This window comes from Dyella tabacisoli, from assembly GCF_003350925.1.
Classification (GTDB): domain Bacteria; phylum Pseudomonadota; class Gammaproteobacteria; order Xanthomonadales; family Rhodanobacteraceae; genus Dyella_C; species Dyella_C tabacisoli.
The window spans coordinates 431748-457201 of sequence record NZ_KZ857176.1 but is presented as its reverse complement, the minus strand read 5'-3'; the positions used below and the strand labels follow the sequence as shown (position 1 = coordinate 457201).

The 25454-nt window shown below is 60.0% G+C and carries 26 protein-coding genes and 1 riboswitch; of the genes, 11 read left to right on the top strand and 15 right to left on the bottom strand.

Annotation, left to right across the window (positions count from 1 at the left end; all coding sequences use genetic code 11):
• Positions 1-79: 79 nt before the first annotated feature.
• Positions 80-487, bottom strand: a complete 408-nt coding sequence (locus DVJ77_RS11895; protein ID WP_114845750.1) for an RNA-binding S4 domain-containing protein — start codon at positions 485-487, stop codon at positions 80-82.
• A 68-nt stretch (positions 488-555) separates the two neighbouring features.
• Between DVJ77_RS11895 and DVJ77_RS11890 the strand changes: the two genes are divergently transcribed.
• The gene (locus tag DVJ77_RS11890) at positions 556-822 is read left to right on the top strand and encodes a hypothetical protein (RefSeq protein ID WP_114845704.1); all 267 of its coding nucleotides are present in this window, start codon (positions 556-558) and stop codon (positions 820-822) included.
• A 1-nt stretch (position 823) separates the two neighbouring features.
• Here DVJ77_RS11890 and DVJ77_RS11885 read toward each other — a convergent pair whose 3' ends face one another.
• On the bottom strand, positions 824-1726 hold the full coding sequence (locus DVJ77_RS11885) for an AEC family transporter (RefSeq protein WP_114845703.1): 903 nt from the start codon (positions 1724-1726) through the stop codon (positions 824-826).
• Positions 1727-1820: 94 nt separating this feature from the next.
• Between DVJ77_RS11885 and DVJ77_RS11880 the strand changes: the two genes are divergently transcribed.
• The 3 genes from DVJ77_RS11880 to pnuC all read left to right on the top strand — a co-directional run bounded on the left by DVJ77_RS11880 (position 1821) and on the right by pnuC (position 5954).
• Positions 1821-2960 carry a phosphotransferase enzyme family protein gene (locus DVJ77_RS11880; RefSeq protein WP_114845702.1) on the top strand — a complete coding sequence of 380 codons (1140 nt, stop codon included), beginning with the start codon at positions 1821-1823 and terminating at the stop codon, positions 2958-2960.
• Positions 2961-3038: 78 nt separating this feature from the next.
• Positions 3039-3136, top strand: a riboswitch (TPP riboswitch).
• A 55-nt stretch (positions 3137-3191) separates the two neighbouring features.
• Positions 3192-5372, top strand: a complete 2181-nt coding sequence (locus DVJ77_RS11875; RefSeq protein WP_380038216.1) for a TonB-dependent siderophore receptor — start codon at positions 3192-3194, stop codon at positions 5370-5372.
• Positions 5373-5375: 3 nt separating this feature from the next.
• Positions 5376-5954, top strand: coding sequence for a nicotinamide riboside transporter PnuC (gene pnuC, locus DVJ77_RS11870; protein ID WP_114845700.1), 579 nt, complete (start codon positions 5376-5378; stop codon positions 5952-5954).
• Between the two features lie 4 nt (positions 5955-5958).
• Here pnuC and DVJ77_RS11865 read toward each other — a convergent pair whose 3' ends face one another.
• The 3 genes from DVJ77_RS11865 to htpX all read right to left on the bottom strand — a co-directional run bounded on the left by DVJ77_RS11865 (position 5959) and on the right by htpX (position 9627).
• Complete coding sequence (locus DVJ77_RS11865) at positions 5959-6609, bottom strand: hypothetical protein (RefSeq protein WP_191983686.1); 651 nt, start codon at positions 6607-6609, stop codon at positions 5959-5961.
• Between the two features lie 152 nt (positions 6610-6761).
• Positions 6762-8630 carry a molecular chaperone HtpG gene (htpG, locus tag DVJ77_RS11860; protein ID WP_114845699.1) on the bottom strand — a complete coding sequence of 623 codons (1869 nt, stop codon included), beginning with the start codon at positions 8628-8630 and terminating at the stop codon, positions 6762-6764.
• Positions 8631-8733: 103 nt separating this feature from the next.
• A complete protein-coding gene (gene htpX, locus DVJ77_RS11855; RefSeq protein ID WP_114845698.1) occupies positions 8734-9627 on the bottom strand; it encodes a protease HtpX in 894 nt (297 codons plus the stop codon).
• Positions 9628-9826: 199 nt separating this feature from the next.
• On the opposite strand from htpX, the gene gluQRS reads away from it, so the two are divergent.
• Both gluQRS and phbB read left to right on the top strand, forming a co-directional pair.
• A complete protein-coding gene (gene gluQRS, locus DVJ77_RS11850) occupies positions 9827-10693 on the top strand; it encodes a tRNA glutamyl-Q(34) synthetase GluQRS (protein WP_114845697.1) in 867 nt (288 codons plus the stop codon).
• Positions 10694-10844: 151 nt separating this feature from the next.
• The gene (phbB, locus tag DVJ77_RS11845; protein WP_114845696.1) at positions 10845-11585 is read left to right on the top strand and encodes an acetoacetyl-CoA reductase; all 741 of its coding nucleotides are present in this window, start codon (positions 10845-10847) and stop codon (positions 11583-11585) included.
• A gap of 55 nt (positions 11586-11640) precedes the next feature.
• Here phbB and DVJ77_RS11840 read toward each other — a convergent pair whose 3' ends face one another.
• Positions 11641-12426 carry a tRNA threonylcarbamoyladenosine dehydratase gene (locus tag DVJ77_RS11840; RefSeq protein ID WP_114845695.1) on the bottom strand — a complete coding sequence of 262 codons (786 nt, stop codon included), beginning with the start codon at positions 12424-12426 and terminating at the stop codon, positions 11641-11643.
• 189 nt (positions 12427-12615) lie between these two features.
• On the opposite strand from DVJ77_RS11840, the gene DVJ77_RS11835 reads away from it, so the two are divergent.
• On the top strand, positions 12616-13005 hold the full coding sequence (locus tag DVJ77_RS11835; RefSeq protein WP_114845694.1) for a cytochrome c: 390 nt from the start codon (positions 12616-12618) through the stop codon (positions 13003-13005).
• A 42-nt stretch (positions 13006-13047) separates the two neighbouring features.
• Here DVJ77_RS11835 and DVJ77_RS11830 read toward each other — a convergent pair whose 3' ends face one another.
• The 7 genes from DVJ77_RS11830 to DVJ77_RS11800 form a co-directional block, all read right to left on the bottom strand.
• Positions 13048-13350 carry an Mpo1-like protein gene (locus tag DVJ77_RS11830; protein WP_114845693.1) on the bottom strand — a complete coding sequence of 101 codons (303 nt, stop codon included), beginning with the start codon at positions 13348-13350 and terminating at the stop codon, positions 13048-13050.
• Between the two features lie 15 nt (positions 13351-13365).
• A complete protein-coding gene (locus DVJ77_RS11825; RefSeq protein WP_114845749.1) occupies positions 13366-14241 on the bottom strand; it encodes a pirin family protein in 876 nt (291 codons plus the stop codon).
• A gap of 5 nt (positions 14242-14246) precedes the next feature.
• Positions 14247-15305 carry an NADH:flavin oxidoreductase/NADH oxidase gene (locus DVJ77_RS11820; RefSeq protein ID WP_114845692.1) on the bottom strand — a complete coding sequence of 353 codons (1059 nt, stop codon included), beginning with the start codon at positions 15303-15305 and terminating at the stop codon, positions 14247-14249.
• A gap of 102 nt (positions 15306-15407) precedes the next feature.
• Positions 15408-16262, bottom strand: a complete 855-nt coding sequence (locus DVJ77_RS11815; protein WP_114845748.1) for an alpha/beta hydrolase family protein — start codon at positions 16260-16262, stop codon at positions 15408-15410.
• Between the two features lie 167 nt (positions 16263-16429).
• Positions 16430-16645, bottom strand: coding sequence for a cold-shock protein (locus DVJ77_RS11810; RefSeq protein WP_114845691.1), 216 nt, complete (start codon positions 16643-16645; stop codon positions 16430-16432).
• Positions 16646-16924: 279 nt separating this feature from the next.
• Positions 16925-17134 (bottom strand): cold-shock protein, encoded by a 210-nt coding sequence (locus tag DVJ77_RS11805; protein ID WP_114845690.1) that lies wholly within the window; start codon positions 17132-17134, stop codon positions 16925-16927.
• Positions 17135-17447: 313 nt separating this feature from the next.
• Entirely contained in the window at positions 17448-18689 is a 1242-nt protein-coding gene (locus DVJ77_RS11800; RefSeq protein WP_318530918.1) for a winged helix-turn-helix domain-containing protein, read from the bottom strand.
• 200 nt (positions 18690-18889) lie between these two features.
• On the opposite strand from DVJ77_RS11800, the gene DVJ77_RS11795 reads away from it, so the two are divergent.
• Both DVJ77_RS11795 and DVJ77_RS11790 read left to right on the top strand, forming a co-directional pair.
• Positions 18890-19261 carry a hypothetical protein gene (locus tag DVJ77_RS11795; RefSeq protein ID WP_114845689.1) on the top strand — a complete coding sequence of 124 codons (372 nt, stop codon included), beginning with the start codon at positions 18890-18892 and terminating at the stop codon, positions 19259-19261.
• Between the two features lie 116 nt (positions 19262-19377).
• On the top strand, positions 19378-20475 hold the full coding sequence (locus DVJ77_RS11790) for a phospholipase A (RefSeq protein ID WP_114845688.1): 1098 nt from the start codon (positions 19378-19380) through the stop codon (positions 20473-20475).
• 11 nt (positions 20476-20486) lie between these two features.
• Here the strand turns inward: DVJ77_RS11790 and DVJ77_RS11785 are convergent, their stop codons facing one another.
• Together DVJ77_RS11785 and DVJ77_RS11780 are read right to left on the bottom strand one after the other, a co-directional pair.
• A complete protein-coding gene (locus tag DVJ77_RS11785) occupies positions 20487-21671 on the bottom strand; it encodes an FAD-dependent oxidoreductase (RefSeq protein WP_114845687.1) in 1185 nt (394 codons plus the stop codon).
• A 104-nt stretch (positions 21672-21775) separates the two neighbouring features.
• A complete protein-coding gene (locus DVJ77_RS11780; protein WP_114845686.1) occupies positions 21776-22258 on the bottom strand; it encodes an FKBP-type peptidyl-prolyl cis-trans isomerase in 483 nt (160 codons plus the stop codon).
• A gap of 246 nt (positions 22259-22504) precedes the next feature.
• Here DVJ77_RS11780 and DVJ77_RS11775 point away from each other — a divergent pair, with 246 nt between their 5' ends.
• Positions 22505-23785 (top strand): MATE family efflux transporter, encoded by a 1281-nt coding sequence (locus DVJ77_RS11775; protein ID WP_225427963.1) that lies wholly within the window; start codon positions 22505-22507, stop codon positions 23783-23785.
• A 108-nt stretch (positions 23786-23893) separates the two neighbouring features.
• Positions 23894-25417: a D-alanyl-D-alanine carboxypeptidase/D-alanyl-D-alanine endopeptidase gene (dacB, locus tag DVJ77_RS11770; protein WP_225427962.1), complete on the top strand. Its 1524-nt coding sequence runs from the start codon at positions 23894-23896 to the stop codon at positions 25415-25417.
• Positions 25418-25454: the final 37 nt, after the last annotated feature.

The following is a 25454-nucleotide window of genomic DNA, read 5'->3' as shown; positions in this document are numbered from 1 at the left end:
TTTCTTTGAGCAAGCAAAGAAAAGTGACTCGACCACCGGCAGGTGGCCGAAAGCCCGCCGCAGGCGAACAACCCAGCCCTCACCCCTGATCCTTCAACCGACGCAACTCCCGACGCCCATGCTTATCCGGCTTCAACACCGGCCGCAAAACCCCACCCCCCATCAAGCGCCGCTGCTCCTGCCGCGCCAAGCGAGCAGCCACACTGGCTTCGCTCTCACGATAAAGCGTCTGCGCCACACTGGCCGGGCCGCGCTGTTCGGCCAAGGCCAACACCTCGACCTCCAACCGCTCCTCACCCCGCGTGATCTTCAACAGGTCGCCCATATGCAATGCCTTGGCCGGTTTGCAACCACCGCCATTGACGTCGATCTTGCCGCCATCAATGGCCTGCTTGGCCAGACTACGGGTCTTGAAGAAACGCGCAGCCCATAACCAGATGTCAGCGCGGACCTCCTTGGGCTGATTGAATCCAGGGTCATTGAACATTTTGCGGTTGAACCGAAAGTTGCCTGTCGATGGCATTATCTTGCCACCTTGTCTGGCAGAAACAGGTCATGGACTTTGTAACAACGCCCTCCGTCGCGTGGATCTTGCCTTTTGTCATCGGGTTTCTGCTTGCCCGTGGCATCTATCGAAAACCATACGACACTACGCCAGCACCTCAGCGAACCGACATCACCGACGCCCAGATCGAAGCCGAGGTACGCGCTAAGCGCCTGGTGGAAGCCATCAGGCTCTATCGCCAACGGAGCGGCTGCAGCCTTAAAGAGGCCAAATCGGCCGTCGAAGCCATGGCTCGCCAAATCCACCCGCACGGCTAAGCTAACCACCCAACCACAGGTTACCCAGCGGCACCGTCAACAGCGACAGCACAATGCCAGCCCCCAGTACCGTATTGGCCAGCGGCGGCTCCAGCCCATATTCGTCAGCGAGAATCGCCGCCGAAATCATCGGCGCCATGGCGGCCTGCAGCACGCCTATCGTCAGGGTCAGGCCACCTACCCCGGCGGCGCTGCCGATCAGCCAGCACAATAGCGGCGCCAGCAGCAACTTCCAGCCCAGGCCCAGCGTGATGGCTCCGCCCATCCGATGACCTGAGTGAAGCTTGAACTGCAGCCCGACCGAGAACAGTGCCAGCGGTGTCAGCGTGGCGCCTATCGGTGTAAAGACGCTATCCAGCAATGGCGGCCAACCACCCAGCGCGCCGACACCGATGCCGACGATCAGGGCTATAAAAGCAGGAAAACTCAGAATCCGGCGGACGATTTGCACCGGCTGCGGCCGCCGCCCGGCATATAACGAGGCCACCACGATTCCAGCCGATGCCAACAGCAGAAAACTGCCCAGTTGATCGGCGACCACGGCCAAGCTCAAGCCTTCTTTGCCGTGCAGTGCCTGCATCAACGGATAACCAATGAATGAGGTATTGCCCAGGCCGCAGACCAGGATCAACGCGCCGATGCGTTCGCGCGACCAGCCCCATCGCGGCCCCAGCAAGCCGAACAGCAGCCAGGCACCGCCGAATACGACCCACATCGCAGCCACTGGAAACCATAGCTGCGAATCAAACTTTACGCGCGGCATCAGTTCTAGCACCAAGGCCGGTAGGGCGACGTAGATCACCCACCAGTTAATGCCCGCAACGATGCCGACCGGCGGGTTCGCAAAGCGTCGAACCAACACACCCAACGCAAGACAGATAAACAACGTCAATAAAGCACTCATCGAAAAGCATCGCTCCATCGGTGGCGCTTATCGTCGCATAGCCACCGCAATCGTCGAGAATAGCGAGCATGTACCGCCAGATGACTCTCTCCCGATGACGGACTCCCCGCACCGCGTCCATGGCCTGGCTGCCGACCAGGTCGTACCCGATTGGCCGCCCCTGCTTGAAGCAGAGGTGGACATGCTGCTGGCAGGCTATCCACAGTTGGGGCCGGTCGATGGCATCGCCTGGCACAGCCCACGCCCGTTGTCCGCCGCTTGTCTGGCACACACGGGCGCGGGCACGGTTTTTATCAAACGGCATCATCAACGTGTACGCACACCCTCAAGCCTGAGCGAAGAACACCGCTTTCTGGAACACCTTTACCGCGCGGGCGCCGCCGTTCCACGAGTGCTCGCTAATGCGCAAGGCGCCACCGCCGTCGCCCTGGGCGAATGGACTTACGAGGTACACGCGCAAGCCGTTGGCCTGGATCTCTATCGCGATAGCGAATCATGGTCGCCGCTAGATGACCTTGCCCATGCACGCGCCGCAGGTGCCGCACTCGGTCGCCTGCATCGCGCCGCCACAGGCTATGACGCCCCGCAACGCAGCACCCATCTGCTGGTGGCACGCAACGAACTCATCGCGGCCAGCGACCCGGTGGCGACACTCGCCGCGCAACTTCCGCAGCGGCCGGGGCTGGCGGATTATCTGCACGCGCGCGATTGGCGCGCTGAACTCCGTGCTCTTATCGACACCCGGCACGCCACGCTGCCATCGCGGCTACAACGTGAGTCGAGGTTATGGACACACAATGACTGGCATGTCTCCAACCTGTATTGGAGCGATGCCGGCTCACAGGCATCGGTAAGTGCAGTACTGGACTTCGGCCTGGCCTCGCCGACCTGGGCGGTGTTCGACCTTGCCACCGCCATTGAGCGCAACGCCATTGCCTGGCTGACCTTGGCGCAAGGTCACGCCCTGGCCTATCCGCAAACCGCGCTGGCCTTGTTATCCGGGTACCGGGAAACCGCCGCTCTCAGCGCAGACCAAGTGCATTTGATCGCCGACCTGCTGCCTTTGGTTCATCTCGATTTCGCGTTGTCTGAAGTGGAGTATTTCCATGCCATCACTTGCTCGCCAGCAAATGCGGCAGTGGCTTACGACACGTTTTTGCGCGGTCACACACAGTGGTTCGACACGACGGATGGGCGCGCCTTGTTAGAGGCACTGCACGATGACGCGGTTTAGATGGCTCTTTGGCCGTGAACGGGAGGGAGAAAAGCACCCCATTTAGGCAGCCAGACCGTATCCGTGCTTCAATACGCGCTCTAGAAGCGGGGGTGCCGGGCTTTTTGCCTGGCTGAGAGAGTCCCTTGGAACCTGATCCGGTTAACACCGGCGTAGGGAGCTTTAGCAGTTGCGCGGAGCCTCGCTCCACGCCGCTCGCCGTCGCTTCGTTCTCTTTGCATAACGATGACGATGACCCGGCGATCCCACTCCCCTATCTTTCTCACCGCCCTGCTCTATGCAGTCGGCGTTGCTCATGCGCAAGATTCAACCGATACCGCACCTGCTAAATCCGTAGTGCTGGCACCCGTGGTCGTAAAGGCCGACGGCGGTGACGGCTATGTGGTAAGCCAGAGCCAGGCCAACAGTTTTGGGCAAGCCTCGCTGCAAGACACACCCGCGACGATCAACGTGCTTAGCCGTGATCTGCTCGATGACCGCCAGCCACGCAGCTTGAGCGAACTGGCACGCAGCGATGCCTCGCTGGGCGATAGCTATGCGCCTGTCGGCTACTACCAGAACGTGGCGATTCGCGGTTTTCCGCTAGATCTGGCTACGGGCTATCGCTTCAATGATTTGAGCATCACCGGCGAGCAGACGATGGCGCTGGAAAACATCCAGCAAGTGGACATTCTCAAGGGTGCAGCCGGACTTGATGCCGGGGTGCTCGCGCCCGGCGGAGTCATCAACTATGTCGGCAAGCGCGCGGCCAACGTGCAGACGGCCACACTCGGTACCGATTCACACGGCTCGCGTTATGGCGCATTGGATCTTGGCCGTTGGCTGACCCCCACTTTCGGCCTGCGCTTCAACACCGCTTACGAAGGCACCCATGCCTATGTGCAGCACTCGAATGGACGCCGCAATTTTTATGCGATCGCCGCGGATTGGCTGATTTCGCCCAAGGCGACCCTGCAACTGGACGCCGATTACCAGGCCAGCGCGCAGCGCTCGGTGTCCGGCTATCAATTGCTCGGCGGCTCGGTATTGCCGCTGCATCCAAGTCGCACGCTCATGCTCGGCTATCAGCCATGGCAACAGCCGGTGAGCATCCACGCAGCCAATTTCACCGCGCGTTTTCACTACCAGTTCAACGACGATTGGCAGGCACGCGTCGATGCAGGCCACAGCCGCAGCGTGATCGACGATAACGTCGCCTTTGCCTATGGCTGTTTCTATGCACCTGCCTGTGCCAGCGGCGCTACACCGGGTTACTTCTTTGCGCCCGATGGCAGCTACGACATCTACGACTACCGCAGCCCTGGCGACACGCGTCAGAACGATGAGCTGCGCGCGCAAGTGCAAGGCCACGTCGACACCGGCGCCGTCACCCACGATCTCACCGTCGGCGCCGATGTGCTGCGCCGTGGTATCGACCAGCGGCCGTATGTCTACGACTACGTGGGTACCGCCCCAGGCGATCAGTCCGAACCACCGTATTTCGCACCTTCGCCAAACCAGCCCGGCCCGTCGCAACAACGCTTGAGCAGTTGGCAGCGCGCCGTATTTGCACTGGATCGAGTGCGCCTGAGCCCGCACTGGCAGCTTTTGGCCGGCGGCCGTTTTGTACACATGGACGAGCGTGACTACGACGCCAGCGGCGCGCCGCAACGGCATACCCGCCTCAATCATTGGTTGCCGCAAACCGCCTTGTTATGGCAACCCGATGCCAAGCTCACCGCTTATCTGAGCTATACGCAAGGTCTGGCCCTGGGCATGCAGGCACCGTACTGGACCGCCAATGGCGGCAGCTTTCTACCACCGCAGTTATCCCGGCAGTGGGAAACCGGCCTGAAATATGCCGCCAGCAATGCGCTGCAATTGGACGCCGCGCTTTTTCGCTTGTCCCAGCCTTATCAGTACGCGCAACCGGACAGCACCACGCAAGGCTTCAGCTTCGTACAGCGCGGCCAACAGGTGCACACCGGTATCGAGCTACAGGCCAATGGCAGGATCAGCGAATCGCTGCATCTGGTAGCGAGCATCAGCATGATTCATGCGCGTGCGCAAAACACCGGCACGCCCAGCTACGAAGGCCATCAAGTGGTCAATGTGCCGAAGCTGCGCACCAGTGTGTATGCCGACTACCGGCTGCCCTTCGCGCCTTCGTGGGGCCTGCTCGGCGGTTGGCGGTATGCTGCCCAAAATGCCGCCACGCCCGACGGACATACTCATGTCCCGGCCTATCATTTGTTCGACGCCGGCCTGCGTTATCAAACGGTGTGGAACGGACACGCGCTGAGCTTGCGCCTCAGTATCGACAACGTATTCAACCGCTTCTATTGGCGCGATACCGGCAGCTCAGGCGGCGACAGCTATTTGTTCCCTGGTGCGCCTAGATTGGCGCGGTTATCGCTAAGCTATGCGTTGTAACCAATGACCGCGCTAGAACTGCTCGCCGCACTGCTCAGCGCCTGGGGTGTATGGCTCACTACACGCCGCAACCCCTGGTGCTGGCCGATAGGCTTGGTTTCCGTGCTGCTCTACGGCGGCATTTTCGTCGATGCCAAGCTGTATTCCGATGCATTGCTGCAAATGATTTTCGCCTTCTTTCTGGTTTATGGCTGGCAATGCTGGCGGCAGCATCTTGGCAACGATGGCCGTGTCCTGGTCGCATCGCTATCTCGACGGCGTGCCTTGTTGGAGCTAGCCATGGGCAGCATCGGCGCGCTCTTGCTGGGTGCCGCCATGCACTTCTACACCGATGCCGCACTGCCCTGGCTCGATGCCGCGCTGACCGCTTTCAGTCTGGTGGCGCAATGGTGGCAGGCGCGTCGTCATATCGCTGCCTGGTGGCTATGGATTGCGGTAGATGTGCTTTATGTCGGCGTGTATCTGTACAAGTCCTTGACGATCACGGCGGTGCTTTATGCCGGCTTCGTTGCCCTGGCTGCGCTGGGCTGGTGGCGTTGGCGGCAGGCTTCGATACAGCAAACCCAGGCAGGCTTCGGCTAAGCCTTCAACGGGTGGCTGCATCGACAAGCCGCGCTCGACTTGCGCGCAGCCGATGCCAATACATGATCGCCAGCACCAGCATCACCAACAGCCCCAAAGAGGAAGGCAGCACCTGGCTCCAAGGCTGCAGGTTTTTGAACAAATTGCCCATGCCCGCCGAGAACATGGCGAAGTAGCAGCCAGCCATTTTCAGCCCATGATCCAGCGGCCGAATACGTTGCAGCCAGACCTTCGCCCATAACGGGCGCGAGAGATCGTAGAGCGCAATACTCGCCAGATAGCCCGCTGTGGAATAGCCGATCATCGGCGACCACGAAGCGGTTCCGGCATTCATTGACGCAATCAGCGCCGCACAGCCCGCCAAGGCAGCCATGGCAAGTAAGGCATCGATGGTATTGGGGCCATGTGTGCGCAGGGCGAGTGCGCGCAGGCTGGCGATGTACTGATAACCGGCGGAAAGCGAAGCCGCCAGCAAAGCGATCGGCTGCCGGTACGCAACATCCGCGATCAGCGCAGTCAACAACACCATTGAAGCCAGCCCGACAAAAATCAGGCCGAATCGACGATGTACCGCAGCGCCTTTAATGGACAACAGCGGTACCAGACCAACAAGTAGCCCGCATACGCCCAGGCTGACATGCAGCGCAACATTCATGGCGTGCCCGTGCATGAAAGCCCCCGCTCTCGAAGTACAGGCAACTTAGCATGGCACCCACTCAAGTCCCGATGAGTGCCAAGAGTCTGACAATCCCCTTCTCCCCTAAGGCAAAAAACACAGGGAGAAGGGGATCGCCGTCCGGCTGGCAATCAACCCAGCAACACCCGGTTCATCCGCTGCACAAAAGCCGAGGGGTCGGGCAACGGCGCTCCGGCCGCGATCTCAGCCTGCTCCAACAGCAGCGTTGCAAGATCCTTGGCCTTGTCGGTATCGCCCTCGCCTTCGACGCGTTTCAGCAAGGCATGCTGCGGGTTGATCTCCAGCGTCGGCTTGCTTTCGGGCATGTCGTGGCCCGCTTCGCGCATCAGGCGGGCCAGATGCGGCGCCATCTCGTAGTCGCTCAGCGCCAGGCATGAGGGCGAATCGGTGAGACGGGGTGACACGCGCACGTCGGAGACGCGGTCGCCGAGCAGGTCTTTGAGTTTCTTCAACAGCGGCTCGGCGGCCTTGCTCGCCTCTTCCTGCTGCTTTTTGTCGGCCTCGTCCAACGGCAATTCGCCCTTGGCGACGTTTTTCAGTTTCTTGCCGGCGTATTCATTGAGGCTGCCCAGCATCCATTCGTCGATGCGATCGGACATCAGCAGCACTTCGATGCCCTTAGCCTTGAACGCCTCCAACTGCGGGCTGCCGATGGCAGCAGCGTGGCTGTCGGCGGTGATGTACCAGAGCGTGTCCTGGCCCAGCGCCATGCGGCCGATGTAGTCGTCCAGCGACACGGTTTGTGCGTTGCCCTCGCCCTTGGTCGAGGCAAAACGCAGCAGCTTGGCGATGCGCTCGCGATTGGCGTGATCTTCGGCAATGCCTTCTTTGAGTGTGTTGCCGAAGGCTTTGTAGAAGGTGGTGAATTTCTCCGGCTCATCCCTTGCCAGCTTCTCGATCAGGTCGAGCACGCGCTTGACGCAGGCGGCCTTGATGCGCTCCAACTGGCGATTCTGCTGCAGAATTTCGCGACTGACATTGAGCGGCAAATCATCGGCGTCGACCACGCCGCGCACGAAGCGCAGGTAGTTCGGCAACAGCTCTTCGGCGGCATCCATGATGAAAACGCGCTTGATGTAGAGCTTGAGCCCTTTGCGCTCATCACGTCCGCCCATCATCAGATCGAACGGCGGTTGCGCCGGGAGATAAAGCAGCGTCGTAAAGCTCTGGCTACCTTCGACGCGGTTATGCGTCCAGGCCAGCGCATCGTTGAAATCATGGCCGAGTGCTTTGTAGAAGCTCTGGTAATCCTCGTCGCTGATCTCGCTCTTGGGCTTGGTCCACAGCGCCGACGCGGCATTGGTGGTTTCCCATTCTTCGCCAGGCTTGCCATCCACCTCCTTGGGCATGCGGATCGGAAAAGCCACGTGGTCGGAATAACGCGTGATTAGCGACTTCAGCGTCCACGGCTTGAGGAATTCGTCCTCGTCCGCCTTCAGGTGCAGGATCACCGCGCTACCGCGCTCGGCCAGCTCCACTTGCTCCAGGCTGTAGTCGCCCTTGCCGTCGCTTTCCCATTTCACGCCCTCGCCCGCCGGCTGATCGGCACGGCGGCTCAGTACGGTGACGCGATCGGCGACGACGAAAGCCGAATAAAAGCCCACGCCGAACTGACCGATCAAGCGTGCATCGGTTTTCTGTTCGCTCGACATCGCTTCCAGGAAGCGCTTGGTGCCGGAGCTGGCGATGGTGCCGATATTGGCGATCACTTCATCGCGATTCATGCCGACGCCGTTGTCACGCACTGTGACGGTGCGGGCATCGGGGTCCCAGCTCACATCAATATGCAATTCGGCATCGCCGCTTAGCAGCTCCGGCTTGGCGATCGACTCGAAGCGCAGCTTGTCGCAGGCATCAGAGGCGTTAGAGATCAACTCGCGCAAGAAAATCTCCTTGTGCGAGTAAAGCGAGTGAGTGACCAGGTGCAGTACCTGGGCGACTTCGGCTTCGAACTTGCGGGTTTCGGTGGTTGCAGTCATGCGCTGAACTCTTGAGTGTATTGAATAGAAAACTAAAACAAGAAGAGCCGGTCAGACCGGCCCTCACCCCGCCCCCTCCCTCATCAGGGAGAGGGAAAATACGTTAGGCGTGCGGCGATGCGTTTTGCAACGCGGCGATGCGCTCTTCCAGCGGCGGATGGCTCATGAACAAGCGCTTGAAGCCGGTCGCCAGATGGCCGGAAATACCAAACGCAGCCATGGTTTGCGGCAGCGTGCTTTCGCCATGATTGGCTTGCAGTCGCTGCAGCGCGGAGATCATCGAGTTGCGGCCAGCCAGTTGGGCACCCGCCGCATCGGCGTGAAATTCGCGCCAGCGTGAAAACGCCATCACAATCATCGAGGCAAACAGGCCAAAGACCATTTGCAACACCATCACGGTCACAAAAGAGCCGATACCGCCGCCTTTGTCGCGTCCGCCGGAGAGCCAGCTATCGACCATGCGCCCGACCACTCGCGCAGCGACAATCACCAGCGTGTTCACCACGCCCTGAATCAAAGTCAGTGTCACCATGTCGCCGTTGGCGACGTGGCCGATTTCGTGACCGAGTACGGCCGACACTTGCTCGCGATCCATCTGCTGCAGCAAACCGGTACTCACCGCCACCAAGGAGCTGTTCTTGGTCATACCGGTAGCGAACGCGTTCATTTCCGGCGCGTCGTAAATAGCCACCTCGGGCATGCCGATACCGGCGTTCTGCGCATGGCGGCGTACGGTTTCAACCAACCAGCGCTCCGTCTCGTTCTGCGGCTGCACGATCACCTGGGCGCCGGTGGATCGTTTCGCCATCCACTTGGACATAGCCAGGGAAATAAAGGCGCCGCCCATGCCGAACACCGCGGCGTAGATGAGCAGGCCGCCCATGCCGCCATAGCCACGGCTGGCGGCCCACTGATCGACGCCGAACAAATGGCAGACGATGCTGAGCAGGAAAAGAACGGCGATATTGGTAAGCAGGAATAATGCAATGCGACGCATGGCTGTCTCTCGGGCAGTCACGAAAAGGGGTGCGGCAATGGCCACTGTTGAAGAATCGTGGTTGCAGGGCGCAGTTTCAAGGGCTGTTCTATCTATAAGGGCCTGTCTAAAAGCCCGCGAAACGTCGAAGCCGTAGCCACGATGACCCACAGCACGGGTTCTGTACTCAAAAACCCGGATCTATCCGTAAAATGCCTGAATGAGCTACCGCGGACGTTTCGCCCCCTCTCCGACCGGCCATCTGCATTTCGGTTCCCTGGTTGCCGCCTTAGGTAGCTGGCTATGCGCACGGCATGCCGGCGGCCAATGGCTATTGCGGGTAGAAGACATCGACCCACCCCGTGAACAGCCCGGCGCGGCGGCAAGCATACTCGCCGCCCTGCCCGCATTCGGCCTGGTCGCCGATACGTCGCCATTATTTCAATCGCAGCGCATTCCCGCCTATGACGCCGCCTTCGAGCAATTGCGTTCGGCCGGGCTGATCTTTCCTTGCAGGTGCAGCCGTCATGACCTGTCCCTGGCTACCGGCTTACATCGTGAAGGCCGGTGCGTAGCCAAGCCCGCCCCCGGACGTTCGCCGGCATGGCGTATGCGGGTACCGGACGCGGAGGTTTCGTTCGACGATGCGCTGCAGGGTCCGCAACGGCAGAACTTGCATGAGAGCGCCGGCGATTTCGTCATCAAACGTGTCGAGGGCTTTTACTCCTACCAGTTAGCCTGCGTGGTCGATGACGCCTGGCAAGGCATTACCGACGTGGTGCGTGGACATGACCTGCTCGACTCCACGCCAAAGCAAATCTGGCTGCAACGCTGCCTGGGCTTGCCGACGCCGACATATCGACACTTGCCGCTGGCACTGGATGAGAGCGGCAACAAGTTATCCAAATCCGCGCGAGCCTATCCGGTGGATCCAGCCCAGCCGTTGCCAGCGCTGCATCAGGCATTGGCCTTTTTGGATATCGCGGTACCGAGCGATATCCAAGACGTCGATGCATTACTGGCACAGGCGCTGATGTCATTTGATCCCGCTTTTTTGCCGCATTGCAGCGGTCGCTCGGCCGCATAACCGGCTATAAGACAGATGGTTCCACTGGGCTTGCGAAACGCAACGACTGACCATGCAGCGATGGGCGCTGTCATGACTGGACGCTAACGTGAGACGGCTCGGCCGTGCCGGCCGGGACGAGGACAAGCTCAGTAATTTACGGAGAAAATGCATGACTCAACGCACGGCATTGGTCACTGGCGGTACTGGCGGCATCGGCAGCGCGATCATTCGTTATCTGGCCAAGCAAGGCCATCGAGTTGCCACCAATTTTCGCGATCAGGCCAAGGCAGCCGCCTGGCATGAAAACATGGCCCGTGAAGGCATCGACGTACTGATGGTGCCTGGGGACGTCTCCGACCATACCGCTTGTGAAGCGATGGTCGAGGCTATTCAAAGCAAGCTTGGCCCGGTCGAGATCCTGGTCAACAACGCAGGCATCACGCGCGACACCACTTTCCACAAGATGAGTTACCAACAGTGGACCGACGTGGTGAATACCAACCTGAACGCCTGCTTTAACGTCACCCGCCCGGTGATCGACGGCATGCGCGGGCGCAAATGGGGCCGCATCGTGCAGATCAGCTCGATCAACGGTCAAAAGGGCCAGTACGGACAGGCCAACTATGCGGCGGCCAAGGCCGGCATGCATGGCTTCACCATTTCGCTGGCGCAGGAGAACGCGAAGTTCGGCATTACCGTCAATACCGTGTCGCCCGGCTACGTCGGCACCGACATGGTGATGGCGGTGCCAGAGGAAGTGCGAGAGAAGATCGTGGCGCAAATTCCCATCGGTCGCCTCGGCAAACCGGAAGAAATCGCCCACGCGGTGGCCTTTTTCACCGGTGAGGAAACGAGCTGGATCACCGGCACCAATTTGTCCATCAATGGTGGGCATTACATGGGCTGGTAGCACTTGTTGCCGGCAAGCGCCGCGCTCGTGCGGCGCTTGCCGGATCAAGGCATCCCTAGCGATCGAGCAACTTCTCCAGCACCTTGCCCACCGCTGCAAATGCGAACGCACCCGTAACATGGGTGGCGGCGCCGAGGCCGCCGCCACAGGCCAGATTCAGCGCGTCACCACCAGGGGGACGATTTCCGCAAACGCTGCCGTCGGGTTGCGGGTATTGCACGTTCTGCAGCGAATACACCGCGGACACGCCAAAGTAGCGCTCTGGATTACGCGGAAAACCGAAATCCTGGCGAAGTTTTTTGCGGATCAAGCTGAACATCGCATCGTGTTCAGTTCGCGAAAGATCACGCACGCGAATCTGGGTCGAGTCGGTACGCCCACCGGCAGAGCCAACCGTCACCATCGGCAGCTTGCGCCGACGGCACCAGGCGATGGCCTCCAGCTTTACCCGGAATGCATCGCAGGCATCGAGTACCACGTCATAGCCACGGTCGAGCAGCTCGTCCAGCGTGGATGGGGTGAGAAAGCGTTCGATCGCATCCAACTGGATCGACGGATTGATCGCCAGTGCGCGCGCCGCGATCACCCCGACCTTGGATTTGCCGAACTCGCCATCCAGCGCGTGCAACTGGCGATTCGTATTGGACACGCAGATCTCGTCGGCATCGATCAAGGTCAATCGACCCACGCCACTGCGAGCCAATGCCTCGGCGGCCCACGAACCCACGCCACCAATGCCGATCACGCCGACATGGCAGCCAGCAAGCTTGTCCAGGCTGCCGACGCCATAAAGCCGCTCTACCCCTTGAAAGCGCTCTGCAGGAAAATTCGTTGTGCTCATACCGATGTACGCCAATCAAATACGCGGCGCTGCACGCCCGCGAAGGCAACAAGGCTGATGGTTTTCCTGCACATTACTAAGGCATTCCAATGGATCGAAGATGTAGCATTTTATCCGTGAAACGCGCCACTTACGCGGCGTGCCCCGTGATAACCTCGCGACCTGCCTGAATCAGCCTGGATAAAACGCATGCGTGTAGCTCTTTTGATGGTGCTGGGACTGGTGATCGGCATCGTCGGTACGGTATTTGCGATGAACGCGCTGCGCGAACGCAACCCCTTTCCGCATGCGGTCATGGTGGTGATGAGCCATCATCTGGGCGAGTTGCGCACGGCGGTCAAAGCGCAACGTTGCGATACCAACCAAACCCGCGAGCACTTGACGGCCCTGTTATCGATGTCTGCCGATGTAGCGCCGGCCTTCCCCGGTGTCGAACAACCCTTTATCGAGGCGGCCGACCATTTGCATGGTCAAGTGCAAACAGCCTTGCAAACCGTGCCCGCGGATTGTGCCGCGCTCACTGCAGCCATCAAGCCGATCGGCGATGCCTGCCAGTCCTGCCATCAGAAATATCGCTGAGCCACGGCCCTAGAGCGCGATTGGCCCCCTCGGCTGGCACCCTCAGAACGACACTTTCCCGCGCAGCATCTGCCAATACATCACCCAATCGCCCATCAAGCTGTATAGCGGTTGCTTGAACGTGGCGGGGCGATTTTTCTCGAAGGCAAAGTGACCGATCCAGGCGAAGCCGTAACCCGCCAGCGGGGCCAACCATAGCCAACGCAGATCGCCGCTGACCACGGCGGTCAGTAGCACCAGCAGCACCAGCGAGCTGCCGATGAAATGCAGGCGCCGGCAGATGCGGTTGCTGTGCTCGCTCAGGTAGTAAGGATAGAACTCGCGAAAATCGGCGTAACCAGACATATCGATCTCCTGAAGCTAGCGCTCAGGCAATGGAATATATTCCGCATCGTCGCCTACGACACGACCGAAGCGCTGCGCTACCCAATCCTCTTTAGCCTGTTCGATGCGCTCACGCGTGCTGGCGACAAAATTCCACCATAGATGCCGCTCGCCATCCAGCGGCGCGCCACCGAACAGCATCAATCGACTGGCCCTGCCCGCACGTACCGATGCCGCCTGCGGCCCTGTCTGCACCGCCATTTGCGCGGCTGATACCACCACGCCATCCCAGCTCACTTCACCATCGATGACATGAATACCGCGCTCGATATGCTCCGGCGGCAAATGCAGCTCGGCACCGGCCTCCAAGCGCGCTTCCAGGAAAAACATCGGCGCGAACACTTTCACCGGCGAGCGTCGGTCATAAGCACTGCCCGCAATCAGCACCAGCTCGATACCCGGCTGATGGATGCGCGGTAATTCGGCTGCATCGTGATGATGAAACTCCGCCGCGACTTCTTCGTCAGGCTTGGGTAAGGCGACCCAAACCTGGATGCCATGCAGTTGCTGACCATCGCGGCGTTCTTCCGGCGGCGTTCGTTCGGAGTGCACGATTCCGCGGCCCGCAGTCATCCAATTCACTTCGCCCGGACGGATGTCGGCCAAGCTGCCGAGGCTGTCGCGATGACGGATAGCGCCATCGAACAGCCAGGTCACCGTAGCCAGGCCGATGTGCGGATGCGGCCGTACATCCATGCCCTTGCCGGGCGCGAACGCCACCGGGCCCATATGGTCGTAGAACACGAAGGGGCCCACGTGGCGCGCCTGCAGCACCGGCAACAAGCGGCGCACCTTAAAGCCATCGCCCAGATCATGCAGGCGACCGTCGATCAAGAGAGGGTGTTGTTCCATGATGTTCACCAGGCCCGTTGATATTGTGTTGGCGCCGATACCTGTACGCCCAGTGCTTTGGCTGCACGTCGAGGAAAATACGGATCACGCAGGCTTTCACGGGCGATCAGCACGACGTCGGCGGTTTCCTCGGTGACAATCGTTTCAGCCTGCTCAGCCTCGGTGATAAGCCCTACGGCGCCGGTAGCGATGCCGGCTTCGCGGCGAATACGCGCGGCAAACGGCGCTTGATAGCCCGGACCCAGCGGGATCTTCACATGGGGCACCAAACCACCGCTGGATACATCGATCAAATCGATGCCCAAGGGCTTCACCAACCGCGCCAATTGCACACTGTGTTCGACATTCCAGCCGGCCTCGGCCCAATCCGTCGCAGAGATACGCAGCCACAGGGGCAACGCTTCGGGCCACACTTCACGTATCGCCACAACCACTTCACAGACCAATCGCGCGCGATTTTCCAGACTGCCGCCGTACTCGTCCGTGCGCTGATTGCTTAGCGGCGACAAAAATTGATGCAACAGATAACCGTGTGCGGCATGGACCTCGATGAGCTGGAATCCCGCCAGCAGCGCGCGCTCGGCAGCCGCACGAAAATCGGCAATCACCTGACGGATACCGGCAAGATCAAGCGCTTGCGGCAACTGCCAATCGTGATCGAAAGCCAGCGCTGAAGGCGCGACCGTCGCCCATGCGCCCTGCTCCGCACTCAACGAACTACCGCCCGCCCATGGCGGCAAGGCGCTGGCTTTGCGCCCGGGATGCGCCAACTGCACGCCGGCAATCGCCCCCTGAGCCGTAATGAAACGGGTTACCGGCCGCCAGGCGTCGAGTTGGGCCTGATTCCACAGGCCGACATCCGCCGGTGAAATGCGCCCTTGTGCAGAAACCGCCGTGGCCTCGGCAATCACCACCGCCGCCCCGCCTACCGCGCGACTACCCAGATGGACCAGATGCCAGTCATCAGGCATGCCCTCGACCGCCGAGTATTGACACATCGGCGCTATCACCAGGCGATTACGCAAGCTCAGGCTGCGCTGTTGTAACGGAGTAAACAGATTCATAGGTACAAGTTCATCTTCATCGGTGTTGCCACATGCGGGAGTCGTTACTAAGTGTCGCCATATAACGGTAGTTCAAGAGGCTAGAGCTTCGCCTACCCCTATTTAGCGCAATGTGGCCGCGCTCTTCATCATCCACTGGGCGATGCGCTCAGCCATGACGTCGGGTGATTTCATCCAGCTAAAGTGATCCGCCGGGGTACCGCCTAGATCCAGTGGAGCAAGAATGCTCTGCTCACGCGATGCCTTAGGCATCTTGCCAAGCAACCAGTCCATTGAAGCTGGCGGCCCCAGCCAATCGTCGCTCAAGCTCAAACCCAGCACGGGCTGCTCCAAGGCCGATAGCTGTCGCTCAAAATCTTCAGCCATGCCTTTTGCTGCATAACGCCCGGTGCGCCCGCTGCGTGCCCAGTCCGCGATGACCCCGCGAGCCTCGTTTCCGGCAAAGCCAAGTTGACGACCAGGGAGCCTGCCAATTAGCTGAGCAAGCCATGGCGCGAGTACACACGCCAACCCGATCAACCAGCCTTGTTTAAAGCGCCGCCAAAACGGCGATCCGCTGGCGACCAGCGCCAGACCCGCAAACTCACGAGGATGCAAGCTGGCATAGAGCGCCGAGAGTTGCCCACCCAGACTATGACCACCCAGCCAGCAGCCAGTCCGCGCTGGCAACTGCGCCTGCGCCGCGGCGAGTCCGGCCGGCAAATCCAGGGTGAGCAGTTCGTTATAGGCCCAATCACTATGCCGGCCCGCACGCCGATTGCTGGAACCGATACCACGCCATTCGTGCAAGGCCACCGCGATACCCCGCGCGGCTAATGCTTCGGCCAATGGCAAGTAGTGCTTGGCGGCCACTCCCATCGCCGGCAGCCAATACAGCAGATGACGAATCTCACCGGGCGGGCATAGCCATAGCAATTCGCTGGTTGCACCGTCACCGGCGACTATCGGCAGGGTCATGCGAGTCAACGTCTGAGCATCGTCACGATGAATAGTTTGCTGCACAAGAACATCCGATAGGCTCAGTTGGCACGAGACTAATGAATTGATGGCGAAACCACAAAAATACGCGCCCACAAAAAAGGCCGGCATACACCGGCCTTTTCAGATTGCTCAGCAGCGGCTACTTACCTTGGCTCGACATCATCTGCCTGCAGGCCTTTCTGGCCCTGCACTACTTTGAAATGCACGGTCTGGCCTTCTTTCAGGCTTTTGAAGCCGTTGCCAGTGATCGCGCGAAAATGTACGAAAACGTCAGGTCCGCCTTCCCGACTGATGAAGCCAAACCCCTTGGCATCATTGAACCATTTGACCGTACCTACCTCTTTATCACCATCCGACATGACTCACCCCGAATACACTCGATACTGAGACAAGCCGACCTCCCCCTTCCGGCCGACGACTTACTGAACATGCGGAGTGAAGGTAATGTGAAAATCGATACTTTCGAATCGCGCCGCAAATACCCAAGTAATCCACAAGTTCAGTGGGCGGAGCATAACGGATTTTTGGAGTGCCAGAAGTACTGCTTCAAGTACGAATTAATCCTACCGTTTAATGTGAAAGCGGCATAAAAAAAGCCAGGCTTGTGCCTGGCTCTTTAGATCACGATTTAAAGACGATCAAGCAGCCTGAACTTCTTCAGCCTGCATGCCTTTCTGGCCTTGCACTACCTTGAAGGTGACCTGCTGGCCTTCCTGCAGACTCTTGAAACCATTGCCCTGGATCGCGCGGAAATGCACGAAAACATCCGGGCCGTTATCACGGGCGATGAAACCGAAACCCTTGGCATCGTTGAACCATTTCACGGTACCGAGCTGACGATCTGACATGTAAAACTCCACTTAAGCACTTAAGGTTTTTTTTAGAGAGACTCGACCCTTGCCACACGCATTGGCCGATTTGACTGGTGTGCAAGGAAACCCTAAGGACGAGGCGATGAGGCAGATCGCAGATCGGCTGCATCGGGTCACAAAACTCTGGTGACCCCGGCAAACACAGTGTCTGAATATTACTGCAGAATGCTTGCCGCGACGCTCAGGTTCCCGCAGCCTTAATGCATAAACTCATGTATACGCAGAGTGAGCATCTTGGGCTTATTCGAATCTGTAGGTAGCCATTCACCCAACCAACAGACATACATGTTTAGCCACGCCATAGCGCCCGCAAGGCCGCAGCAATACCTGCTGGCCGGCAACGCCCCAGACGTATGCGCGGGGTACCGTGCCAGTGCGCCATATCGGCAACGGCCCCGGCTAGGTCTTGCAGTAGTCGCGTCGTCGGCTCGATATCCGGCTCTAGATACATCGCCTTGATCTCGAACTCACCTTGCGCGCGATGTGCCTTGGCGTCTAAACGACCGATCAACCGACCACGATGCAGAATCGGCAGTACGTAATAGCCGTAACGGCGTTTCGACGACGGCGTGTAGCACTCGATGGTGTATTCGAAACCGAACATCGCCAAGACCCGTGCACGATCCCATACCAAGGGATCAAAGGGCGACAGCAAAGTAGTGTGGGTAGCGCGCAACCGCCCGAGCGATGCTTGTGCAAGCAACTCGGCATGATCGCAGTGCACGTAGCCAGGAGCATCCCAGCCCTCCACGGTGACCTCGACAAGCTCACCATGAGATACCAGCGGCGCCAACTCTTTGGCCGTCACGGCAGGTTTCAAACGATAGTAATCGGCGATCCAGCGCGCCTGGCTTATACCTAAGGCTCGTACGCTGTCGAGAATAAAACGCCGGCGTAGCTCGACGTGACTTAATGTCGCCTGCGTAGCATCAAGCGGTGGGTCGAGCCGTGCCAGCACATTCGCGCTCAAGTCATAGACGCGTTGAAAACGCTCTCGCCGCGTCACCATCAATTCGCCCAGAGCAAAACATGCCTCCAGCCAACGCTTCTCTGGTTTCCACTCCCACCAACCGCTTGCGCCACGCGTAGTCTCCTCACGAGCGAAGTCGGCGGCGCGCACTGGCCCGGTGTCGCGGATGCGGACAAGCAGGTTATCCATGCTTTGCCGGTGTTCCATCTGTACCCGCTGGGCATGTCGATGCGCCCAATGCGGCGCCCGCTGCTCGCGCCAGGCTTGATGCAGCGCGTAGTCGGCCGCACACACGAAGCAGGCTTCATGTGCCCACGTCTCGGCCAGCTTGCCCTGTGCTAACGCATCATCGAGCCAATTCGGTTCATAAGCACCCAACCGCGAATACAGCACAAGATAGGGGCTGCGCGCGACCACATGGATGCTATCGATCTGCAGCAAACGCATGCGCTCGATAGCCGCAACCACATCGACACTACGAGCGCGACGAGATGATCGCTTTAACAAACCTTGGGCGGCCAGTTGCAGGCACCGTGCCTGACTCAAACGCAATATCGTCATTTATGAGACAGGCTCAGTTGAATGGAGATGTAACGATAACGAAGACTTCACACGATGCGGCCACGCGGGGGGTATTTTCCCGAACGCCGATAAATTATCTCCATACCGTCGATAGCGAGTGCAACATATTACTGCTGTAACAGCACTAACTCAGGGAGGCCTGGTCACATATCGTCCACGAACGAAATGGAGTATCGACCATGAAATCCAAAACACTGATATTGCCTGTTCTTGCCACTGGTACGCTATGGTTCGCCGGCACGCTCCTCGCGCAGAATCAGTCGGTGTCGGTACCTCAGCACACTCCTCCGACGAAAGTCACCAACACGCTGGACGGCTCCCAGTTCACTAGCCCGCAAGGCGTGCCGGTGACGATCAATTCAAGCATGCCGCCAGTCCCCACCTTAGATTCGGCGCCCAGTTTCGAACAGCTATCTGGCGGCGGCAAATCCATCAGCGAAGATCAGGCGAAAGCTTACCCGCCGCTGGCCAACGACTTCATCTACGCAGACAAGAACCGTGACGGCCACATCAGTAAGAGCGAGTACGAACTCTGGCTGAAGCAAAAGTGAGTCTGGCCTTAGAGTTCTGTGCATTCGCATCCATGCGATGGGCGTCGCCGGCTGACCGCTAACGGCTAAACTGAGCGCCTCGCGCCTGTAAGCAGGCGCTCTCGTGGAATAGCCCGATGAAGCGACCAGCCGCCGTCCCGGCGATGATTCTGATAATCGGCCTGGCCGCTTTGTCAGCCCCTGGTCATGCGCAGCATATGGATCCGATGGATATCCGTGCCTGCACCGCGATCGAAAGCGATTCACAGCGGCTGATCTGCTATGACCGCGCTACCGGACGAATGAATCTTCCCGCCGCACAGAAGAAAACCGAAACGCCTGTTTCGGCCAACGACATGCTCGACAAGGATCGCACTACGCGGCAGGTATCCACGCAGGACAACGGCACCACAACCCCTCCGCTCTCGTTGCTCGATTCACGCTGGGAGCTATCCCCGGAGAGCAAGCTGGGCACGGGCAATATCCGGGGTTACAAGCCCGTCTATGTCATGCCGATATTCGCCACCAGCCATCAAAACTCCAAACCGAACAGTCCCAATCCCGACAATACGGTGAGCCAGGCGCAACAACTGCAAAACATCGAGATGAAGTTTCAGCTCAGCCTGAAAACCAAGGTGTGGCAAGGTGTCTTCGGCGATGTCGGCGATCTGTGGATCGGCTATACGCAGTCCTCGCGCTGGCAGGTCTACAACAAAGCGGTATCGCGCCCATTCCGCGAAACCAATTACGAGCCCGAGGCGCTACTGGTATTCAACACTCACTATCAGCTACTCGGCTGGAATGGCCGCATGCTCGGTATCGGCATCGACCATCAATCCAATGGCCAATCCAATCCGCTTTCGCGTAGCTGGAACCGAGTGATGCTGCCCATCGGCTTCGATCGCGATGGCTGGAGCGTGACGGTGCGGCCATGGTGGCGCATCCCAGAGGACAGCAAGACCAACGACAACCCGAACATCAGCGACTATATCGGCCGCGGCGATGTACAGATCGTGCGTGAATGGAACGGCCAGGAACTGGGCCTGATGCTGCGCCACTCGCTGCGCGGCGGCAGTCGCAGCCACGGTGCCGGCCAGCTCACCTGGAGCTTCCCCGTGGCTGGCAACCTGCGTGGCTATATGGAGCTGTTCAAGGGCTATGGCGAAAGCATGATCGATTACAACCACAACGCCACTTATCTTGGCTTGGGCGTGTCGTTGCTTGACTGGTATTGAGGCAGCGCGGCTCAGCGCCACCAGGCTTTTTTCGTACCGGTGAGAATCTTCAGCATTTGTCCGCGGGCCAGGGGCAACCTCGCCAGCGGACCAAAGCCGAGATCGCGCAACCCCGCCAAACTATCGCGCCGGGATTGGAACAACGGCGTCAACCAGCGGCTCAACCCCTGATAGACGGCTAAATGATGGCGGCGTCGACGGCGGTAAGCATGCAGGGCCGCTTCGATGCCTTGATGGGCGGACAGGGCTTCGGCCAAGGCTTCGGCATCGAGCAGCGCCATATTTACGCCCTGCCCTAATTGCGGGCTCATCGCATGCGCCGCGTCACCGATAAACACCACCCGCCCCTGTGCCGGTGCGCGCAGCACAACATCGCGATAGCGCGCACGATGCAATTGCTCCGGCGATTGAATCCCAGCCAGCAGTGGCAGCGCCTCAGGCCACACCGCAGCAACACGCTCATGCATGCGTTCTAGCGCGGCCTGGTCGAATGCATCGACTTGATCGCCTGGCAGGCTAAAGAAGAAAGTCAGCCAACGGCCATCGCAGTCTGCGCGCCGCCCTACCGGCAATAGACCGATCATCTCGCGGGTACCGGCATAGCGTTGCTGCAGTTGCGTGCTGTGCGGCCAGGCTTCAGCCGGCAATAAGCACCACACGGCACCCCATGGGTAGATCGACTGGCGCTTCGTCAGTGCCGGCATACTCTGACGCAGACGCGAATGCGCACCGTCGGCAGCGACAATCAGATCGAACGGGCCATGCACGTTACCGGCGCTATCGCGCAGCACATCGCCACCATCGGCAAGCGCCTCGATGCAAACCCCGGTATGGATCCGCGACACGTCGGCATAGGCATCGCGCAATACGGTAAACAGGCTGCCGCGGGTCAGGCCGAGACCGAAACAGCCCGGCGCGTGCTCGGCATAACGCATATCCATTACCGGACGGCCGCTGCCGTTGCAGCCGTACAAACGCTCGATACGCTGACCGCGCGCCAGCACCTGTTCACTTAAACCGAGCCTGGCCAACACACCCAGGCCAGTCGGCTGCAGCAGAAAACCAGCGCCGACCGGCCCTGGCACCGGCGCTTGTTCAAACACACTCAGCCGGTGACCCTGTGCAGACAGGAGCAAGGCCGCCGCCTGACCGGCGACACCGTAGCCGACAATGGCAATGCGCAAGCTTCCTTGCATGGGCGCGCCTTGAAAGACCTCAATTCAATGAAGGTTGCGGCGTCAACCGCAACCTTCCCTAATCTACGAGTACCCGTTCCCCGAAGGAAACGTTGAGCGCACTCTTAGTGGTGATGGCCGCCTTCGCCGTGCACGTGACCATGCTCAAGTTCTTCTTCGCTGGCTGCACGCACGTCGGTGACTTCAACCGCAAAATGCAAGGTCTGGCCGGCCAACGGATGATTGCCGTCAATATGGACCTTGCCGTCTTCGACCTTGGTCACGGTAACGTTGATGACGCCCTGTGGGCCACGGCCCTGAAACTGCATGCCCGGCTGGATATCTTCCACGCCCTGGAACGCTTCCATCGGCACTTCCTGCATCAGCTCGGCCTGGTGTTCGCCATAGCCTTCAGCCGGCGGCACGTCGACCTTGAACTGGTCACCGGCCTTGCGGCCTTCCATCGCGCTTTCCAGGCCCGGCACGATCTGCCCGCTGCCATGCAGATAGGTCAACGGCTCGCGACCGTCCGAACTATCGATAACCTGACCTTGATCGTCGGTCAGCGTGTAATGGAAAGAGGCGACGGTGTTTTGGGCAATCTGCATAACGTGCTCACAGCAAGATAAATGGGCCGGCGTCGACCGGTAGAAGCGGCGCAGTCTAACATTCAAGTCCGCAGAGGCCGAATCAAGCGACCCGATGGCATGCGAGAGCCTGTTCAAGTCTCCCCATAGCCCGCCGGGAGACTTGAACAAGCTCTTAGAATAATGCCGCCCTGCCACTCACCTTGCGCCATGCCTTCACTACTCGACTCCTGGCGCCATCGCCCCACCCACCAACGGGTCTGGGCCATGGCCATACCGATGATCCTGTCCAATCTCACGGTGCCGCTGGTCGCGCTGGTCGATAGCGCGGTGGCCGGCCATCTGCCGCAAATTCAGGATCTGGGCGCTGTTGCCGTGGGCAGTGCGGTGTATGCCTTGCCGGTGTGGAGCCTGGGTTTTCTGCGCATGGGTACCACCGGCTTTGCCGCACAGGCCGCAGGTGCGGGCGATGGCTCGGCATTGCGCACCGTACAGGCACAAGCACTGCTATTGGCGGCGCTGCTGGGGTTGGTCGCGAGCCTGTCCATGCTGCCGCTGCTGCCTTGGCTGCTGAGCTTGATGCATTCGAGCCCGGCACTGGAAACACGTAGCCTGGATTATCTGCATCTACGCTTGCTTGGCCTGCCGGCGGCACTACTCAATTACGCCCTGGCCGGCTGGTTTATCGGTGCACAACGGGCGCGCACGACACTAGCCCTGCTGCTGGTCACCAATCTGGTGAACATCGTGCTGAACTTGTTGTTTGTGCTGGGCTTCGGCTGGGGCGTACAAGGCATCGCACTGGCGTCGGTCAGCGGCGAATGGTGTGGCGCGATCTATGGCCTATGGCGTGCGCGTCACGCCGTGCGAGGCCTCACCGGGCGAATCGACTGGCCAGCCATGCGCGGCCTGACGCATTGGAGCCCGCTGCTAATGGTCAACCGCGATATTTTCCTGCGCACCATCGTGCTTGAAGGGGTGTTTTTCAGTATCTCGCTACTGGGCGCCAGGCTAGGCGATACCACCGTCGCGGCCAATGCCTTGCTATTGAATGGCCTGATGCTGACCGCGTTTGGCCTCGATGGACTGGCTAATGCGGTGGAAGCGCTATGCGGCCATGCCATCGGAGCGCGCGACCGCGACGCCATGCGCCGGGCCTTGGTCGTCGCCGGCGGCTGGTCATTCCTGGGCAGCCTTGGCTATGCGTTGCTGTTTGCGCTCGGCGGCCGCCTGTTTATCGATCTGCAAACCAATCTGCCCGAGGTACGCGCAGCGGCGTATCGCTGCCTGCCATGGCTGGCCGCATTGCCGATCATCGGGGTATGGAGCTATTTGCTCGACGGCTTGTTCATCGGTGCTACCAGGGCTCGCGAAATGCGCGACAGCATGTTGGTATCCGTGCTGTTGTTTCTGCTGCTAGCGTGGCTGGGTCGCAGTTGGGGCAATCATGGCCTGTGGCTGGCCTTTCTTGCCTTCATGGCGATGCGCGCCCTGAGCCTGGCCTTCATGGGCTGGCGTATCCAGCAGCGTAGGGCATGGATGGCCTGATCGACTAGGCATGATCTGCTGGGCCTGATCTGCGGGCCTGATCCATTGAGCCTGATCCTGGGCAATACTTGGCCCATGAAACACTTTTCGCTGGGCCGGCTACGGTCATTGACTCGCCTAAGCTTGCTGCTTGCCGCAGTGCTCGCACTGCCGGTGCACAGCGCGTCAAAAATCGCCGCGGACAAAATCAGCCCCACCCTGTCGCTGGCTGCACAGATCGACGAACACATCAGTCAGCCGCGCTTCGCCGCGGCCAATTGGGGCATCGTAGTGATCTCGCTCGATAGTGGCCGCACACTTTACGCCCATCAAGCGGATCAGCTATTCCAGTTGGCCTCAACCGCAAAGCTGTTCACTGCCGCACTGACCTTGAGTGAGCTAGGCGCAGATAACCGCATCCCCACCCGCCTGCTGGCCGGCGATGGCTTGCATCATGGACAGCTCGACGGTCCACTGATTCTGTATGGCATGGGCGACCCCACACTTGGAGCGGACGCCTCGACCCTGCATTGGGCGGATCAACTGGCGATGCAGTTGGCCGACCGTGGCGTGCGCCTGGTCCATGGCGACCTGATCGCCGACGACAGCTATTTCGCCAGCCCGCCGATGGGTTCGGGCTGGGAGGCGATCGACTTGCAAAGCTGGTTTGCGGTGCCTGCCTCCGCACTGAGCGTGCAGGACAATCAAGTCGAGATCACGGTAAGCCCCGGACACGCTGAAGGAGCATCCGCGACCCTGGCGTTCGATCCACCGATGGCGATACCCGCGGTCATCAATGGACTGGTAACCAGCGCACCACGCAGCCGCAACGACATCAACCTCTATCGCGCGCCCGGTGGCGACACACTACATGCCTTCGGCAACATCGCCGCGCGGGCGCCAGCACAAAACTACAAGCTCGCCGTACCCGACCCCGCCCTGCTCGCCGGCACGCAATTGCTGCAGGCACTGACACGTCACGGCATTCGCGTGGACGGCAAGCTGCAAACCTTGCATTGGCCGCAAAGCAGTGCGCACTTGCGTGAGGGCATGACCACCCTTGCCGAAGTGCTGTCTCCACCGCTGGGACAAATTCTTGAGCACGGCCTGAAGCGCTCGCAAAACCTCTACATGCAGAACCTGCTGCTGCTCGCCGGAGCCAAAGCACAGGCCGATGCGATGCAAGACCCGACGCCGCCAAGCGGCTTTGTCAGCACCGAGACCTGGGGTATTCGTGCCATGCGACAGTTACTCGACCGCATCGGTATTCCGGCTTCGGCCAGCCTGATCGAAGAGGGTACCGGCCTGTCGCGGCGCAACCTGGCTACACCGAGCGCGATGGCTCGCCTGCTCGGATTTCTCGCCACCCAGCCTTATGCCGCCGCATTGCGCGACATGCTGCCAATCGCCGGGGTGGATGGCACCTTGCAATGGCGCATGCGCAATACGCCGGCAAGCAACAACGTGCATGCCAAAACCGGCAGCATGAGCCAGGTCAACGGCCTGGCCGGCTATGTCACTACCGCGGAGGGAGAACACCTCGCGTTCGCCATCATGCTCAATAACTACGAACCGCCTAGCGGCGCACCCAGCGCAAGCCGCGATCTGGATGCCATCGCGATACTGCTGGCGAGCAGGCACGGCCGCGATTGAAGGGACGTCAAACGGCGTCCCTGCTGTTTGCATTGCG